This window comes from Daejeonella rubra (genome assembly GCF_900103545.1).
GTDB lineage: Bacteria > Bacteroidota > Bacteroidia > Sphingobacteriales > Sphingobacteriaceae > Daejeonella > Daejeonella rubra.
Window position 1 is genome coordinate 189,009 of sequence record NZ_FNHH01000002.1, and the last position, 16,907, is coordinate 205,915.

At 39.7% G+C, this 16,907-nt stretch carries 15 protein-coding genes and 1 tRNA gene; 14 read left to right on the forward strand and 2 right to left on the reverse strand.

The features are described 5' to 3' along the window. Nucleotides 1-20: 20 nt before the first annotated feature. Both hisD and hisG read right to left on the reverse strand, forming a co-directional pair. Complete coding sequence (hisD, locus tag BLR27_RS02330; RefSeq protein WP_090699013.1) at nucleotides 21-1,322, reverse strand: histidinol dehydrogenase; 1,302 nt, start codon at nucleotides 1,320-1,322, stop codon at nucleotides 21-23. A 19-nt stretch (nucleotides 1,323-1,341) separates the two neighbouring features. Further along, nucleotides 1,342-2,193 carry an ATP phosphoribosyltransferase gene (gene hisG / locus BLR27_RS02335; protein ID WP_090699017.1) on the reverse strand — a complete coding sequence of 284 codons (852 nt, stop codon included), beginning with the start codon at nucleotides 2,191-2,193 and terminating at the stop codon, nucleotides 1,342-1,344. Between the two features lie 346 nt (nucleotides 2,194-2,539). Between hisG and BLR27_RS02340 the strand changes: the two genes are divergently transcribed. From BLR27_RS02340 to BLR27_RS02405, 14 genes are all read left to right on the forward strand, one after another. Then, nucleotides 2,540-4,594 (forward strand): vWA domain-containing protein, encoded by a 2,055-nt coding sequence (locus BLR27_RS02340; RefSeq protein WP_090699022.1) that lies wholly within the window; start codon nucleotides 2,540-2,542, stop codon nucleotides 4,592-4,594. Further along, a complete protein-coding gene (locus BLR27_RS02345) occupies nucleotides 4,591-5,856 on the forward strand; it encodes a dihydroorotase (protein WP_090699026.1) in 1,266 nt (421 codons plus the stop codon). Before BLR27_RS02340 ends, BLR27_RS02345 begins: the two co-directional genes overlap by 4 nt. Before the next feature lie 9 nt (nucleotides 5,857-5,865). Beyond that, entirely contained in the window at nucleotides 5,866-6,540 is a 675-nt protein-coding gene (locus tag BLR27_RS02350) for a hypothetical protein (protein ID WP_090699031.1), read from the forward strand. A 17-nt stretch (nucleotides 6,541-6,557) separates the two neighbouring features. Next, on the forward strand, nucleotides 6,558-7,124 hold the full coding sequence (locus BLR27_RS02355) for a DUF4199 domain-containing protein (RefSeq protein ID WP_090699033.1): 567 nt from the start codon (nucleotides 6,558-6,560) through the stop codon (nucleotides 7,122-7,124). A 154-nt stretch (nucleotides 7,125-7,278) separates the two neighbouring features. Continuing rightward, nucleotides 7,279-8,232 (forward strand): glycosyltransferase family 2 protein, encoded by a 954-nt coding sequence (locus BLR27_RS02360; protein ID WP_090699037.1) that lies wholly within the window; start codon nucleotides 7,279-7,281, stop codon nucleotides 8,230-8,232. Nucleotides 8,233-8,297: 65 nt separating this feature from the next. After that, nucleotides 8,298-9,266, forward strand: coding sequence for a glycosyltransferase (locus tag BLR27_RS02365; protein WP_090699041.1), 969 nt, complete (start codon nucleotides 8,298-8,300; stop codon nucleotides 9,264-9,266). A 3-nt stretch (nucleotides 9,267-9,269) separates the two neighbouring features. Beyond that, a complete protein-coding gene (locus BLR27_RS02370) occupies nucleotides 9,270-10,028 on the forward strand; it encodes a DUF975 family protein (protein WP_090699046.1) in 759 nt (252 codons plus the stop codon). Next, on the forward strand, nucleotides 10,018-11,520 hold the full coding sequence (locus BLR27_RS02375; protein ID WP_090699051.1) for a GH3 auxin-responsive promoter family protein: 1,503 nt from the start codon (nucleotides 10,018-10,020) through the stop codon (nucleotides 11,518-11,520). Before BLR27_RS02370 ends, BLR27_RS02375 begins: the two co-directional genes overlap by 11 nt. 78 nt (nucleotides 11,521-11,598) lie before the next feature. Further along, the gene (locus tag BLR27_RS02380; RefSeq protein ID WP_090699054.1) at nucleotides 11,599-12,789 is read left to right on the forward strand and encodes a 1-deoxy-D-xylulose-5-phosphate reductoisomerase; all 1,191 of its coding nucleotides are present in this window, start codon (nucleotides 11,599-11,601) and stop codon (nucleotides 12,787-12,789) included. A gap of 26 nt (nucleotides 12,790-12,815) precedes the next feature. After that, nucleotides 12,816-14,144, forward strand: coding sequence for an RIP metalloprotease RseP (rseP, locus tag BLR27_RS02385; protein ID WP_090699057.1), 1,329 nt, complete (start codon nucleotides 12,816-12,818; stop codon nucleotides 14,142-14,144). Nucleotides 14,145-14,198: 54 nt separating this feature from the next. After that, complete coding sequence (gene hscB, locus BLR27_RS02390) at nucleotides 14,199-14,735, forward strand: Fe-S protein assembly co-chaperone HscB (protein ID WP_090699061.1); 537 nt, start codon at nucleotides 14,199-14,201, stop codon at nucleotides 14,733-14,735. Between the two features lie 322 nt (nucleotides 14,736-15,057). Next, nucleotides 15,058-15,137, forward strand: a tRNA-Leu gene (locus tag BLR27_RS02395). A 723-nt stretch (nucleotides 15,138-15,860) separates the two neighbouring features. After that, nucleotides 15,861-16,187, forward strand: coding sequence for a PadR family transcriptional regulator (locus BLR27_RS02400; protein ID WP_090699064.1), 327 nt, complete (start codon nucleotides 15,861-15,863; stop codon nucleotides 16,185-16,187). Beyond that, on the forward strand, nucleotides 16,184-16,795 hold the full coding sequence (locus BLR27_RS02405; protein WP_090699069.1) for a permease prefix domain 2-containing transporter: 612 nt from the start codon (nucleotides 16,184-16,186) through the stop codon (nucleotides 16,793-16,795). Before BLR27_RS02400 ends, BLR27_RS02405 begins: the two co-directional genes overlap by 4 nt. Nucleotides 16,796-16,907: the final 112 nt, after the last annotated feature.

Consider the following 16,907-nt stretch of genomic DNA (forward strand, 5'->3'; position numbering starts at 1 on the left):
AATCCTTGCGAATACTAATTTTATTTGGTCTGATTATTTTTCAGACGGACACTAACCGCATTTTTATGTGCCTGCAATCCTTCCAGGGATGCTAATATTTCTACTGCAGGGCCCAGGTTTCTTATTCCTTCTTTACTGATATGCTGGAAGGTGATCTTTTTGATAAAGGAATCAACTGAAACACCTGAATATGCCCTGGCATAAGAGCTGGTAGGCAAGGTGTGATTTGTTCCTGAAGCATAATCGCCGGCACTTTCAGGTGTCAGATGTCCTAGAAATACAGAACCTGCATTAATAATATCCGGACTGATAGCCTCCCATTGATCTGTTGCCAGGATCAAATGTTCAGGAGCATAGCTATTACTGAATTCCATTGCTTCATTGAGGTTTGAACAATAAATGGCATAGGACTTAGCTATTGCTTTTGACGCGATCTCTGCTCTTGGTAATAGAGCCAGTTGCTTTTCCAGTTCCGCCGAAGTTTCATCAATGATCCTCCTGGAATCAGAAACCAATACCGCCTGACTATCAATACCATGTTCTGCCTGCGCCAGAAGATCGGCTGCAACATACTCAGGATTGGCAGTATCATCAGCAATGATGAGCACTTCAGAAGGTCCGGCCGGCATATCAATGGCGGTCTGACTTTCAGACTGGATCATTGTTTTTGCCTTAGTTACATATTGATTACCTGGGCCAAATATTTTATCAACTTTCTGAATGCTTTCAGTACCATAGGCCATTGCAGCAATAGCTTGGGCTCCGCCGGCAAGATAAATCCGCTCGATTCCTAACAATTCTGCACAGAATGCCAGATAGGCATTCACTTTTCCATCTTTTTGCGGAGGTGAACAAACAATGATCTCTTTGCAGCCAGCAAGTATTGCGGGTATGCCAAGCATCAGAAAAGTACTTGGTAGTACGGCAGTTCCACCCGGGATATACAGACCTACTTTTTCAATGGCTCTATATTCTCTCCAGCAAATAACTCCTTTGGTAGTCTCAATTTTTTCTTCAGCACGGAGCTGAGTTTCATGAAACTTTTTGATATTGTTGTAAGCAAGCTTTATGGCATTTTTCTCTGCTTCACCTGCGCCTGCTGCAATAGTTTTCAGCTCTTCCTTATCCAGGAAAAGTTTATGGAGTACAATTCCGTCAAACTTCTCAGCGTACAACCTTAAGGCTTCATCACCCTTCTGTTTAACATGATCAATGATCTCAGCAACAGTGGTTCTGATATTATTATTAGGATCAACATTTCGTCGGCATAGCTCTTCAATTCCTTTGCGACTCAGATCCTTGAAATTATAGACTTTTAACATGGCGATTTTTAAACCCTGACTATAAGATGATCTTTTCAATGGGCATGACAACGATGCCCTGTGCTCCTGCACTTTTCAAAAGGCTGATCTTTTCCCAAAAATCCCGCTCAGGTATGACCGTATGAATGGCAACCCAGCCTTCTTCTGCCAATGGAACTACTGTCGGACTTTTAACTCCCGGTAGCAAGGCTAAGATTTGATCAATGTTTTTTGCTTCAGCATTCAGAACCACATATTTGGTTTCTTTTGCACGCAATACGGACTGAATTCTCTGAATGAGTTCAACGATCAGTGGTTCGTTTTCTATGCCTTTGCGACCAATTAACACTGCTTCCGACTTCATAACCTCAGCAAAAGGTTTAAGTCCGTTGCTTTTTAGGGTACCACCGGTTGAAACAATATCAAATATGGCATCGCTTAATCCAAGTCCCGGAGCAATTTCAACTGAACCTGAAATCGTTCTGATCTCGGCCTTGATCTTATTATCATCCAGGAAATTTTTCAGGATAACAGGGTAGGAGGTAGCAATGGATTTTCCGTTCAGATCGGCAATATTTTCGATCGTACTGTGTGTTTGTACAGCCAGTTTCAGCGTGCACTTGCCAAATCCCAGCATCTGAAGGAAGCTGACATCGACACCAGTTTCACTGATTACATTCTCACCAACAATTCCAAGGTCAGCAATTCCATCCTGAACATATTCAGGAATGTCATCATCACGAAGAAAAAGTATTTCAAGAGGGAAATTGGAAACGTTAGATATTAGGGAACTTTTATAATTTTCGAAGCTTAGACCACAATTTTTAAGAAGTTCGACCGATTTTTCGTTTAATCTACCAGATTTCTGGATAGCTATTTTAAGAGTTTTCAAAGTATATGTTTTAATCAGACCAAAAAATTATTAAGAAACAGTTTCACGTAGAAACGTATATATATTTACATCGCCGCAAAGCGATGATGGAAATGTACGTGATGTGTGAAGACTAAATTCATAATATTTGGCCCAAATAGCTTGGGAGGCATGCAAATATACAGATAGGATATGGGAAATTAAAATTTAATGTCTGTAAATAGTTTGTTAGTAGTTGGTTTGTTAGTTGTTAGAAAAAATACTGCTACTTTCATATTAGTACTCTATGTCTAATTACTAACCAACTAACTACTAATTACCAATTGTCCTTTCAAAGACGATTAATTATCATTAATTTTGATACTTAATGAGATTCCTGTCCCCCGGATTTTTATTTGCCCTCCTGACAATCGTCATTCCTGTCATTATCCATCTTTTTAATTTTCGGAAATTCAAAAAAGTATATTTCAGTAATGTCCGCTTTTTAAAGAATGTGCAGATCCAGACATCATCGAGGCAGCATCTTAAAGACCGATTGATACTTGCAGCAAGAATTTTGGGACTTACTTTCCTCGTTCTGGCATTTGCAAGGCCATATATTCCCAGTTCCCTTCAGGAGAATGCTTCTCAAAATCAGGTTCTAAGCATTTTTATTGATAATTCCTTCAGCATGGAAACGCTGAATAAGGAAGGAACACTGCTCGATGAGGCAAAGCGAAGGGCAAAAGAAATTGCATCGGCATATAGCCTGAATGATAAATTTCAGCTCCTGACTAATGATTTTGAAGGTAAATATCAGCGATTACTTAATCTGGACGAATTTCAGAATGCCGTGGATGAAGTTGAGATAAGTGCATCCAGAAGGGATTTGGGGCAGATAATCAGCAGACAAAAAGATGTTTTCCTGAAGGAGCCAAATTCCCGTAAGACCATTTATGTAATTTCTGACTTTCAGAATAATATCCTGTCAGAAGAGCCAGTTCCTTCCGATAGTTCAGTTACCATGCGGCTTGTCCGCTTAAAGTCGAATTCCCAGCCCAATGTTTCTGTTGATTCCCTTTGGTTCAGTTCTGCAATTCATAAGCCCGGTGATTCTGAAAAACTGATCGTCAGACTTAAAAATAATTCGGATGAAGAAGCTGTCAACATACCGATCAAGCTATTTATTAATAAAGAACAAAAAGCAATTGGCAGTCTTTCGGTAAAAGCACGTTCAATTGCTACAGATACATTATCGTTCAGTGGTTTAAAAGGAGGATGGCAAAATGCTGAACTTGAAATAACAGATTATCCGGTTGTCTTTGATGATAAATTTTATTTCAGCTTTAATGTTCAGCAATCCCTGCCTGTTCTGGTTGTCAATGGCGGTGGAGAAAATGAATACCTGAACTCTGTATTCCGGTCCGATTCATTTTTTCAGCTAAGTAATTCATCTTCAGGTAATATAAATTATTCAGAACTCGATTCTTATCCGCTGCTAATTTTGAATGAGCTTCCTGGTATAAGCGAAGGACTTTCGCAGCAACTTCAGGCATATTGCAAGGGGGGAGGAAATATCTTGGTATTTCCGGATCTTAAAAATGATCAGTCGGCATTGAAGAAATTCCTTCAATCTTTAGGAACTGATATTCCCATGGAAGTGCTAACTGCCGAAAACAGGGTCTCGGTGATCAATCTGCAGCATCCGGTTTTTAAGGGTGTTTTTGAAAATGTTCCTCAAAAAATGGATCTGCCCGTAGTAAAAAAATACCTGCGATATACTTCATTAAGCAGTACAAACCGCCAAAATCTGCTCGAACTCCCCGGTAACATTGCCTTTTTAAGTGAATATGCTTACGGAAACGGAAAAATTTATTTGTCGGCAGTGCCTTTAAGCACCGAATCAAGTAATTTTGCCCGACATTCAATATTTGTTCCGATTATGTATCAGGCAGCACTTTTATCGATCAGAGCTCAGAATTTATTCTATCAACTGAATTCTGAACAAATGATTGAATTGCCTAAAATAACCTTAAATCCAAATCAAAACCTTAAATTAAGGAAAGATGAGTTTGAGGCTATTCCTGATCTTAGACAAAATGGAAATTTATCACAACTTTATATAGCTGATCAGATCAAACAGGTCGGTAATTATCAGTTGTTTAAGAATGATAGCCTGCTTGCCATACTTTCATTCAATGATGCAGGATCTGAATCGGATATGACTTATGCAAGTGATAAAGAGATCAGGAATAATTTTGATGGGAAGAAAATTGAATTGCTGGATCCGGAAGCCGGTTCGATGGAGAATATGATAAAATCTGTTAACCAGGGTAGTTCATTATGGAAAGTTTGTCTGATATTGGCTCTTTTATTTTTTGCCTCAGAAATTTTACTGATCCGTTTTTATAATAAAGTACAAATTAAACCTTTAAACAATTGAAGAACTTATTAATTCAGTCTGCCACAATTCTACATCCTCAAAGTCCTTTCAATGGCAAGGAAGCAGATGTTTTGATCGTCGATGGTAAGATCTCTGAAATAGGAAAAAAGATCACTGCACCGAACAGCAAAACGGTTGTAATCTCTGGAAAGGGTCAGTTTCTTTCACCAGGATTCCTTGATATTAACGTAAATTTTGGAGAACCGGGATTAGAAACAAAGGAAGATATTGACACCGGATGTCTTGCTGCAGCTGCAGGTGGATTTACCGCGGTAGCACTCATGCCAAATACTCAACCTCCAATTCATTCTAAGGCGGAGGTTTCCTACCTGATCAATAAGTCCCAAAATAACCTGGTTGATATTTTACCGATCGGTTGTATCAGCCATAACCGGGAGGGTAAAGAAATGGCAGAAATGTTCGATATGCAGATGTCGGGTGCCATTGCTTTTTCGGATGGGAACAGGCCCGTTTCAAATGCAGGCCTGATGAGCAGAGCTTTATTGTATACCAAATCGTTCAATGGCCTGGTTTTTTCATATGCTGAAGATCAGGATATTGCGGCAAAGGGTAAGATGAATGAAGGGGTTATGAGCACTTTTCTGGGTATGAAAGGCAATCCTTCACTCGCAGAGGAATTGATGGTGTCACGAGACCTGTATCTGGCTGAGTACAATGAAACGAGGATACATTTTAGCACAATAAGTACAGCCAGAAGTGTTGACCTGATCAGGAAAGCAAAAAAAGCAGGGGTTAAAGTTACCTGTGATGTGGCAGCACATCATTTGGTGCTTACGGAAGACGAATTGGAAGGCTTTGATAGCCAATACAAGGTAAAGCCGCCACTCCGAACCAAAGCAGATCAAAAGGCACTGATTGCCGGGTTAAAAGACGGTACGATCGATGCCATAGTTTCCCAGCATACACCTCATGAAATTGAGTTTAAGAATGTAGAATTTGAAATAGCCGCTTTTGGGATCATAGGCTTGCAAACTGTATTGCCTATTGCTTTGAAAGCCGGATTAAGTCCCGAAATGATAGTTGAAAAGCTGGCAATCGGACCGAGAAAAGTATTGGGACTCGCAATTCCCGATTTGGAAGTTGGAAATTCTGCTAACTTTATACTCTTTAATCCATCAGAAGAATGGACATTGAATGAAGAATCTAACAAATCAAAATCCTGTAATTCTCCATTCATAGGGCAAGCATTAACGGGAAAGGTTAAGCTTGTTTATAATAATGACCAATACATCATATCATAAAAAGATCGCATGAATACAAGTATAAAGGAAGCAATGCTATCCGCACTAGGGCAGTTCGCTTCGGTCAATAATCAGGATCACGAGGCTTTTTCTCAGGTTCTTGTCGATGTTTTTAATGCAGATAAGGCTTATCTTGATAAAGTTGCTTCTCTGGATGCTGCTTTTGACGATCATCCTCTTTTTGAGCCATTGCGCGAATTGTTCTTCGACCTGTTACTGATCAATTTTTTCAATGAAGATGTTCGTAAACTGGAAGAAGATTATCTGGATTCACCTGAATGGGAGAAGATCGAGGAAAAAACAATAGACAGGGGAACTGAACTTCTCAACCTTCTGCTTTATTTGCAGGAATGTCAGGATGAAGCGATCGAACCTGAATTAAGCGACTTCCTTCGTGAGTTTTTACTGGTTGATGAGGATGAGTTTCAGGATGAACATCGTATTTATGAAGAAGTTATTGCCAATCAGATCCTGGTTGAAAGCAGTTTGAAAGAAGTTGCCCGTGTAAGTTCCACACTTCCTGAAGATTCAGAGTTAAAGGAACTATTCTATCCGATGATAGGTTTTTTCAGAGATTCTGATCCGGAGGATGAAGATTTCAATGAATTTATTAAATATAGTGCAAATCCTGATTTTGATTCTGCTGTCTATGCTTTACTGATATCTTTCAATAACCAAAACTAAACTAAACAAAAATAAATATGGAATTATCTTTACAAAACTTAAACAAAGCCGCAAGTACCAATGGTATAATTATCGGCATTCTATCCACAGTGATTGGGATTGTAACATTTTACATGTTTCCATCCTTATTAGGATCCATGTCATTCGGAATCGGAACGCTGGTGGTTTCATTAGTGATCTATATCTTTTTTACGATTGATCTAAGGAAAAAGATCGGTGGATTTTGGAATTTCAGGGAAGCTTTGAAGGGCATTTTTTTGATGGCCTTTGTTGCCGGACTACTTTATTCAGTTGCTAACTTTGCATTTTATAAGTTCGTTGAACCGGATGCCTATGATAAGATCTCAGGCTATATGGAGTCAGGAATGACCAAAACTCTTGAGAATATGGGAATGGATCAGGATCAGATCGATGAAGCAGTAAGTAAGCAGGTTGAAGGAATAAAGGCTCAGTATGATCCAACGCCTATGCAGTTTTTCAAAAACCTTGGTATTGCAGTGATTGTTCAGTTTGTGATGTCGCTTATTTTTGCTGCGATATTTAAAAAGGAAGAACCTGTATTTGCAGCAACTGACGAAGAATAGTAAGTATAAGTCATTTAATAAAAAACAGCGTGCAGATTTTGTCATAATTATTGATGAAATTTGCACCTTTTAATTTATTATTACCCTATAGACTATTTTTTCATATCTCATATCTCATATCTCACATCTCATATCTAACCTCTCACCTCTGAAAATGGATATATCTGTAGTTGTTCCTTTATATAATGAGGCAGAATCATTGCCCGAACTTTGCAGCTGGATCAGCAGTGTAATGAACAATAACGCTTTCAGCTATGAAATTATCCTTGTTGACGATGGAAGTAGTGATGAGTCATGGGAAGTGATAGAGCAGTTGAAAACTCAGAATCCTGCGATCGTTGGGATCAAGTTTCGCCGTAACTATGGTAAATCTGCTGCATTAAATGTCGGTTTTGAGGCCTGTCAGGGTAATGTGGTCATTACAATGGATGCCGATCTGCAGGATAGTCCTGATGAAATACCTGAACTTTACAGAAGGATCACAGAAGAAAAGTTTGATTTGGTTTCCGGATGGAAACAAAAGCGTCATGATCCTCTTAGCAAGACCATACCTACCAAGTTATTTAATTTAGTTACCCGCCGCATGTCGGGAATATATAACCTTCATGACTTTAACTGCGGACTGAAAGCTTACCGTAAAGAGGTAGTGAAAAGTATTGAAGTTTACGGTGAAATGCATCGTTATATTCCGGTTATTGCGAAATGGGCAGGGTTCAAGAAAATTGGAGAGCAGGTAGTTGAGCATCGTGCCCGTAAGTATGGAACCACCAAGTTCGGGTTCAGTCGCTTTATTAATGGCTTCCTGGATCTGCTGTCAATATTTTTTGTCGGTAAGTTTGCAAAAAGACCAATGCACTTTTTCGGTACCATTGGGGCATTAAGCTTTCTGATAGGCACTATTATGGCTTTATGGATCATTATTGAAAAGCTGTATCATATAACCATGCATATCCGGTACACCCGTGAAGTTGTGGATCAGCCGCTGTTTTATATTGCCCTGGTGGCTATTATAGTGGGCTTTCAGTTGTTCCTGACTGGTTTTATCGCTGAGCTTGTTTCCAGAAATTCTCCCGAACGAAATACTTATCAGATCGAAAAAACGGTATAATTTCTGGTTTTATATCCCGAAGCCAGTTAATATTATGCTCAGTACCTAAATAACAAACAGTTAACATGTTTTTTTCAATCATTATTCCGCTTTATAACCGTCCTCTGGAGATTGATGAATTGCTGTATACCTTAACGCAGCAAACTTATCTTCAGTTTGAAGTGCTGGTTATTGAGGATGGTTCCAAAATTATTGCAAAGGACATTGTAGACAGTTATGCTGATAAACTAGCGATCAGTTATTATTATAAGGAGAATGCAGGTCAGGGTTTTGCCAGAAATTTTGGTTTTGAACATGCTAAAGGCGATTACTTCGTGATTTTTGACTCGGATTGTCTGATCCCGATCGATTATCTTGAAATCGTAAAGAACTATCTCCTGGATCATCAGCTGGATGCTTATGGCGGTCCCGATGGTGCTCACCCTTCTTTTACCGCGGTCCAGAAGGCGATCAGTTATTCAATGACTTCGCCATTCACAACAGGAGGGATCAGAGGAAATAAAAAACATATCGGTCAGTTCCATCCCAGAAGTTTTAATATGGGAATTTCGAGAGAAGTTTGGGAGCGTACCGGCGGATTTATACTCACCAGATTAGGAGAGGATATAGAATTCAGTATCCGGATCCATTCGATGGGTTTTAAGATCGGCCTGATTCCTGAAGCCATAGTTTATCATAAACGACGTACCGATCTGATCCAATTCTATAAACAGCTGCATTTCTTTGGCAGGGCAAGAATTAATATTTATAAACACTTCCCTTCAGAGTTAAAGGTTGTGCATTTTTTTCCTGCCTTATTTACACTTTTTCTGGCTCTGAGCTTGATTTTAAACACTTTTAATCATCCTTTGGCAGAATTGTGCAATACATTGCTGGCAATTTATATTTTGTTGATATTTTTTCACTCCTGGAACATAAACAAATCAGCAAAAGTTGCATTTTTGAGTATCGCTGCATCTTTCGTTCAGCTAACTGCATATGGCCTTGGTTTTATGCAGGATTTATGGAAAAGAATAATTTTTAGACAACATTAATATATGGATAAGCGGATGTCGGTGAGTGTGATTTTATCGGATGCCTGGGACCTTGCAAAAAGGAATATCTGGATCCTGCTCGGATTTACGGCAGTTCAGTTTATGTTCATTTTCTTTATTACAGCACTATTAACAGCTATTTTCGGTGGAGCGAGTGGGACGGGTGTATTGTTGCAAAATGTGCTTCTAAGTCTATTCGATGCCTTTTTTACTGTTGCTTTCTATCAGGTATTTTTTAAACTCATTGATGATGATACCAATCCTGAGTTTCCTGATTTCATCCCTAACCTGGTCAAGGCGATCAATTTCCTGATCGTAAAACTTATTATCGGGCTGATCCTGGTTTTTCTGATCGCTATTATCAGTTCTGTTTATTTTATTAATTCTCCAGAGATCGACACGAGTAATCCATTTAGCTGGGATCTTTTGCCAGTTTTTATACTTATTGCAATACCGATCATCTTTTTAACGATCAGGTTGTGTTTTGTGGTATGCTTTATTGTTGACCAGGAATCAGGCTCCTCAGAGTCGATCAGTCAGAGCTGGACCATCACCAAGGGCCATTTCTGGTTCATTACTCTTTTATTTCTTGTGATGCTCGGCCTTAATATTTTGGGCGCTATGGCTCTGTTTGTTGGATTATTATTCACAGTACCTTTTTCAAGCTTAATTCTGATCATAGCATATCGTCATCTGGTAAATAGTTATGCCGATGAGGAAGACATCATGCTGAATGATCCGGAGGATAATAATGGGAATTAAATCCTTTATAGCTAAACCTCTGGCAGCATTTGCTGTAAAGCAGATCAATAAATGGAAAAATAACCCTTTAGCTGCGCAGAAAAGTGTTTTTAGTCAGCTGATCAGGCAGGCTAAGGGTACAGCCTTTGGCAAGGACCATGCTTTTGCAGAGATCAATACTTACGAAGATTTCAAGAAAAAAGTCCCTGTTGCAGACTACGAAGAGCTCAGGCCCTATATTGACAGGGTTGTCAATGGAGAAGAGAATGTTCTTTGGCCAGGGAAGCCGCTATATCTTGCTAAAACTTCAGGAACAACATCCGGGGTTAAATATATCCCCATCTCAAGGGAATCCATGCCTGAGCACATCAAGGCTGCACGTAACGCCCTGTTTTCATATATTCATGAAACTGGTAAGTCTGACTTTATTGATGGCAGGCTTATTTTTCTGCAGGGTAGTCCGGTGCTCGATAAAAAGCATGGAATTAATACCGGAAGATTATCTGGTATAGTAGCCAATCATGTTCCGTCCTATCTCCAAAAGAACCGTTTGCCATCATACCAGACCAATTGTATTGAAGATTGGGAAGAAAAAGTAGATGCCATAGTAGAGGAAACAATCAATGAAGACATGCGTCTCATTTCAGGTATCCCACCCTGGGTACAGATGTATTTCGATCGTTTAGGCACCCGCTCAGGTGGGAAGAAAATAGGGGATATCTTTAAAAATTTTTCACTTTTTGTATACGGAGGGGTCAATTTTGAACCTTACAGAGCCCGTTTGGAAGAAAGTATCGGTAGAAGGGTCGACGCAATCGAAACTTATCCTGCTTCTGAAGGTTTTATTGCATTTCAGGATTCTCAGAACGAAAAGGGCTTACTTTTATTAGTGGATGCAGGTATTTTCTATGAATTTATACCTTCTGAAGAGTATTTTAATGAAAACCCATCCAGAATATCGCTGGAGGATGTGGAATTAAATAAAAATTACGCGATCATCCTGAATACCAATGCAGGTTTGTGGGGATACAGCATTGGAGATACTGTAAAGTTTGTTTCTAAGGATCCCTATAGAATTGTGGTATCCGGAAGGATCAAACATTATATTTCGGCTTTTGGCGAGCATGTGATCTGTGAAGAAGTTGAATTTGCCATTTTATCGGTAGCTGATGAAGAAGGGGTCGAGATCACTGAATTTACAGTGGCACCTCAGGTAAGTCCGGATGGTGCAGAACTGCCATATCACGAATGGTATGTTGAATTTGCGCGGCCTCCGGCAGATATGTATAGTTTCAGTTTGAAGGTTGATCTGGCGCTCCGGAAAAAAAATGTCTATTACTATGATTTGATCGAGGGTAAAATTCTTCGTCCATTGCTTATGCATGAGCTGGAGAAAGATGCTTTCAGAAATTATATGAAGAGTCAGGGTAAGCTGGGCGGACAGAATAAAGTTCCCCGTTTGTCAAATGACAGACATATCGCGGATGAATTGAATAAATGGATCAAAGGATAGCTCAGGTTCTTCAAAAAAATTAATAAGTTTATCCAATTCCTGAATGTCAGGAAATAAAATATAAATCGATTTCGTTTGATGGGAAATAATTTTGGCGAAGGATTTAATCTGAAAAACATCGCTATTCTGGGTTCAACAGGAAGTATAGGTACTCAGGCGCTTGAAGTGGTTCGTCAAAATCCGGAACGTTTCAAAGTCTTTGTGCTTACTGCCAATAATAATGCAGAGCTTCTGATCAGGCAGGCTTTGGAGTTTAATCCGGCCTATGTTGTTTTAACCAGCGAGTCAAAATTGGCAGAGGTTAGAAATGCCTTAAGTTCCAGTGAAACGAAAGTTTTATTCGGTTTGGATGAGCTTTGTGAAGTTCTCAGCCATCCTGAAATTTCGCTTGTTCTGACCGCAATGGTTGGCTTTGCCGGATTGATCCCTACTCTTGCCGCAATTAAGGCAGGGAAAGATATAGCATTGGCTAACAAGGAGACTTTGGTTGTTGCAGGTGAACTTGTAAACAGTCTGGCAAAGGAATATGGTGTTAAGATCCTGCCTGTTGACTCTGAGCATTCTGCAATTTTTCAATGTCTGGCAGGGGAGGAGCGGAATCCGATAGAGAAGATCTATCTAACTGCTTCCGGCGGACCATTCAGGGGCAGAGATGCTGATTTTCTGGCTACAATCAGTCGAAAAGAGGCGCTTAAGCATCCTAACTGGGTGATGGGTGAGAAAATTACGATCGATTCAGCGAGCTTAATGAATAAAGGTCTGGAAGTGATCGAAGCAAAATGGCTTTTTGATCTGGATGTTTCCCAGATTGATGTGATCGTTCATCCGCAGTCTATTGTTCATTCAATTGTGCAGTTCAGAGATGGATCAATGAAAGCGCAGATGGGCCTTCCTGATATGAAATTGCCAATACAATATGCTTTGGCCTATCCCGAAAGGATAGAAAATACATTTCCGAGATTTAACTTTTTGGATTATCCCAACCTGAGTTTTGAGCAGGCTGACAAAAAGACGTTCCGAAACCTTGCACTTGCTTTTGAGGCCTTAAAAGCAGGCGGGAATATGCCATGTGTGATCAATGCAGCGAATGAAGTGGTTGTGGCAGAATTTTTGAACAACCGTTTAGGATTCTTACAAATGAGTGATGTTATAGAAAGATGCATGAGCGAAATTTCGTTTATTGCAGATCCTTTACTGGACGATTATATGGAGACAGACAGGATAACACGCATTTACGCGCAGGAATTAGTAACAAATAACAAATATTAGAGTTTAAATAAAATTATAGAAAAGGCATGGATGGATTAGTAATGACAGGTCAGCTGTTATTGGGATTATCAATTTTAATCATATTACACGAAGCAGGACACTTTTTCGCCGCTCGTGCTTTTGGAATCAGGGTAGAGAAATTCTATCTGTTTTTTGATGCATGGGGTTTTAAACTGTTCAGCTTTAACTATAAAGGTTGTGAGTACGGCATTGGCTGGCTTCCATTAGGGGGTTATGTGAAGATCTCAGGTATGATCGATGAATCAATGGATTCAGAGCAGCTTGCTGGTCCGCCGCAACCCTGGGAATTTCGCTCAAAACCGGCCTGGCAGCGACTGATTGTCATGCTTGGTGGTGTTACGGTAAATATTGTTTTGGGTATTTTCATTTTCTGGATGCTTACCCTTAAAAATGGGGAGACCTTTATTCCGAATGATAAACTTCCTGATGGTATTGCTCCTGGGCTTATAGGCAAGGAAATTGGCCTTCAGACGGGAGATCGTATTACTGCAGTGAACGGTAAACCTGTACTGCGCTTTGATGAACTGACCAGCTCGAAAGTTTTGCTTGGAAATACCGAACTGACGGTACAGCGCCAGGGGGAGACAAAAGCGATTCAGGTCCCTGGAGATGTGCTAGAGCGGGTTTCTGACCTGGGAATTGCCCAGTTTGTAGAGCCAAGAGTAAAAATGTCAGGAATTGTGCAGATTGCTCCTGGTGGCAATGCAGAAAAAGCCGGACTTCAAAAAGGGGATAGCATTCTGGCTATAAATAGTAAAGCCATTGCCTTTTATGATGAATTCAAAACAGAGGTTCAGGCAAACAAGAATAAAACGGTAGCGATATCCCTGATCAGGAATAATCAAACTATGGAGCTTCCAACTCAGGTTTCGGAAGACGGAACTGTAGGGATTTTTATATCTCCTTATTTCAACATTCCTATTGAAACCGTTAATTATGGTTTCATTGGTTCATTACCTGTGGGTGCTTCAAAAGCCTGGGGTTCGTTTATGGATAATGCCAAAGGTTTAGGCAAAGTGGCATCCGGACAAGTTAAGGCCAATAAAGCATTTACCGGACCAATTGGGATCGCAACGATGTTTGGTGCTACTGTTGACTGGATCAAGTTCTGGAGCCTTGTAGGACTGCTTTCAATGGCGCTTGCTTTAATGAACTTATTGCCTATTCCCGCATTGGATGGTGGTCATGCTATCTTCCTGCTGATTGAAATGGTGAAAGGAAAACCTCTTGGAGATAAGTTTATGGAGCGTGCCCAAATGGTTGGTTTCGTGATCCTGGTTACCCTGATGGTGTTTGTCTTTGGAAATGATATTATTAAGCACGTGATCAATTGATTTTTGAAATTGAGTGTTTAATTAACATCAATAGCAGGATGATCCTTCAATTCCATGACTGAAAAGAATTATTTCGAATTATATGAGCTTCCATTAACCTTTAAGGTAGATGAGCTTAAGCTTAAGAAGAAATTCTATGAACTTAGCAAGCGCTATCACCCCGATTTTTATGTGAATGAAAGCGAAGAGAAGCAGGCAGAGATACTGGAACTGTCTACCCTGAATAATAAGGCCTATCAGGTATTGTCTGATCCTCTGAAGCGTATTGAGTATGTTTTGTCATTACATGATATGCTTGCTGAAGGAGATAAATATGTGTTGCCTCAGGATTTTCTGATGGACATGATGGATGTGAACGAGGCTTTGATGGAGATGGAATTTGATCATGATGAACTGAAACTGGCTCAACTTAGCACTCAGATTGATGGGATGGAACTTTCCTTGTTTGACGAGCTGAAACGAAATACAGATGAGTTCGACCAGAAGGAGGGTGCAGATTCAGAAAGTATTCTTCTGAAGATCAAAGACATATGGTACCGGCAAAAATATCTGATGCGGATTCGGGAAAGTCTGAATAAGTTCAGAGCCTGAAGAGTACAAAATAAATAAAGGCCTTGATAAAATATCCTCAAATTATCGGGAAGTTAAAAGAAAGATATCTTTAAAAGCAGCTAAGACTCCTGTTTATAGGATAATCCGTATCGCGCTTTGCTCAAGACTACTGACAGCATGGGAGGATGCTGAAAGTATTCTGCTGAGAATCAAGGATATCTGGTGCCGACAGAAATACCTGCTGCGAATCATGGAAAGTCTGAACAAATTCAGAGCCTGAATCCTGTAAATTATTAAAATTTTATTTATGTTTGCATCCCGTCAACGTAGAACATAAAAACGTAAAACGTTAACAAAAAATGCCCAGCTGGCGGAACTGGTAGACGCGTCGGTCTCAAACACCGATAGGAAACTGTGCCGGTTCGATTCCGGCGCTGGGTACGAAGCCTTAGAGAAATCTAAGGCTTTTTTGTTTCTGGAAGTGCCGGTTCGTCCCGATAGCTATCGGGGCCGGCGCTGGGTACTTGGAAGCTCTTCGAAAGAAGAGCTTTTTTGTTTAATGGCAGTTGCTTACTTTCAAATTATCGGAAAGTTATAAGATATAGCTGGTTCGTCCCGATAGTCATCGGGACCGGCGCTGGGTACCAAGCCTTAGAGAAATCTAGGGCTTTTTTGTTTTTGGAAGTGCCGGTTCGTCCCGATAGCTATCGGGGCCGGCGCTGGGTACTTGGAAGCTCTTCGAAAGAAGAGCTTTTTGTTTAATGGCAGTTGCTTACTTTCAAATTGTCGGAAAGTTATAAGATATAGCCGGTTCGTCCCGATAGTCATAGGGACCGGCGCTGGGTACGAAGCCTGATACGAAAGTGTCAGGCTTTCTTGTTTTGGTAGATATAGAAACGGAGTATTAGACTCCTGTTTATTGGATAATCCGTAGTCACGCTGCGCTTAAGACTACGGACAGGAGGGGTGTTAAATAGTTGGTGAAGTGGGTGAATCGAATCTTACTAAAGAATTTGATCATTTATTAAATAAATAGTTAGGAGTATGGCCAACCTGCCTTAGCTGTTACCCCTTATATAAACACACTCCTGTTTTTTTACATGTGTTACTTGCGAATGTCTTAATAAGTTTATTATATTTACTTTTGTTAAGTAAATAAATTATATGAAACAACAATCTCTTGGTGAATTTGAGGAGTTGGTATTACTCATAGTTGCATCCCTTCACGATGAAGCTTATGGGGTAATCATTTTAGAAAAATTGGAAGAGAAGTTGAAAAAAAAGGTAAATATTAGTGCAGTTCATGTTACTTTAAAGCGTATTGAGGAAAAGGGTTTTGTTAAATCAAGATTTGGAGGAATCACCGAAGAGCGCGGGGGTAGACGGAAGAAGTTCTACATAATTACATCAATAGGTAAAAAGATGCTCGATGTTCAGTACGAGCTGAGAACTACTATTTATAAGCAGATCCCCGAAATATCGTTTGGATGAAACCTAAGATAAAAATGGAAGAAAACCCTCCCAAAAGAGTTCTTCAATTTCTTCGCTGGTTCTGTCGTGAAGATTATCTTGAAGAGATAGAAGGAGACCTGACTGAGATATTTATAAGACAATATAAAAGAAATCCGCGCAAAGCAAATTGGAAGTTTGCTTGGAATGTGATCAAATACCTGAGACCAGAGTTTTTAAAGCCATTAAAGGATCATTACCTAATGTACAAAAACTATTCTCAAATCATGAAATTGTTCATGCCAATTGCGTTTATAGTGCTCTTTGTGATGGCTATTTTGTCATTGATCCCTATTAAAGCCAATAAAGAAAATTCAGCCGAAATGATAGCTAATGTCATGGCTGTTAAGCAAGGTGGATTAAATGACATTGTTTTTAGTTTGCAAGGGTTACGTGGGATTTATTACATCAGTCATATTACAAAAAACGATCTGAATGCTGATAGTTTGAGTAGAAGATTGATAGGCCAAACGGTAAAAATCTACTATGCAAAACCTCATTTTTGGGCTTTGTTAAGCCCGACGACCAATACTATTCAAATAACAGAATTGAGGTTGGGAAATGAAGTCATATTTTCAGAGTTCAGATAATTACCCCTACTGTCCGTAGTTTAGCGAAGCACCTCTACAGATTATCCAATGTTGAGGAGTCTCCTGACTCCTTTAATTAATTTAAGACTCTACCTTCTAAAACCATATAACC

Bases quoted from the DNA above. Each gene is read 5' to 3' on its own strand.
- hisD (WP_090699013.1), bottom strand. From the start codon at position 1,322: ATGTTAAAAGTCTATAATTTCAAGGATCTGAGTCGCAAAGGAATTGAA.
- BLR27_RS02365 (WP_090699041.1), top strand. From the start codon at position 8,298: ATGTTTTTTTCAATCATTATTCCGCTTTATAACCGTCCTCTGGAGATT.
- BLR27_RS02350 (WP_090699031.1), top strand. From the start codon at position 5,866: ATGAATACAAGTATAAAGGAAGCAATGCTATCCGCACTAGGGCAGTTC.
- BLR27_RS02405 (WP_090699069.1), top strand. From the start codon at position 16,184: ATGAAACCTAAGATAAAAATGGAAGAAAACCCTCCCAAAAGAGTTCTT.
- hscB (WP_090699061.1), top strand. From the start codon at position 14,199: ATGACTGAAAAGAATTATTTCGAATTATATGAGCTTCCATTAACCTTT.
- BLR27_RS02370 (WP_090699046.1), top strand. From the start codon at position 9,270: ATGGATAAGCGGATGTCGGTGAGTGTGATTTTATCGGATGCCTGGGAC.
- BLR27_RS02355 (WP_090699033.1), top strand. From the start codon at position 6,558: ATGGAATTATCTTTACAAAACTTAAACAAAGCCGCAAGTACCAATGGT.
- BLR27_RS02375 (WP_090699051.1), top strand. From the start codon at position 10,018: ATGGGAATTAAATCCTTTATAGCTAAACCTCTGGCAGCATTTGCTGTA.
- BLR27_RS02360 (WP_090699037.1), top strand. From the start codon at position 7,279: ATGGATATATCTGTAGTTGTTCCTTTATATAATGAGGCAGAATCATTG.
- BLR27_RS02340 (WP_090699022.1), top strand. From the start codon at position 2,540: ATGAGATTCCTGTCCCCCGGATTTTTATTTGCCCTCCTGACAATCGTC.
- BLR27_RS02400 (WP_090699064.1), top strand. From the start codon at position 15,861: ATGAAACAACAATCTCTTGGTGAATTTGAGGAGTTGGTATTACTCATA.
- BLR27_RS02380 (WP_090699054.1), top strand. From the start codon at position 11,599: ATGGGAAATAATTTTGGCGAAGGATTTAATCTGAAAAACATCGCTATT.
- rseP (WP_090699057.1), top strand. From the start codon at position 12,816: ATGGATGGATTAGTAATGACAGGTCAGCTGTTATTGGGATTATCAATT.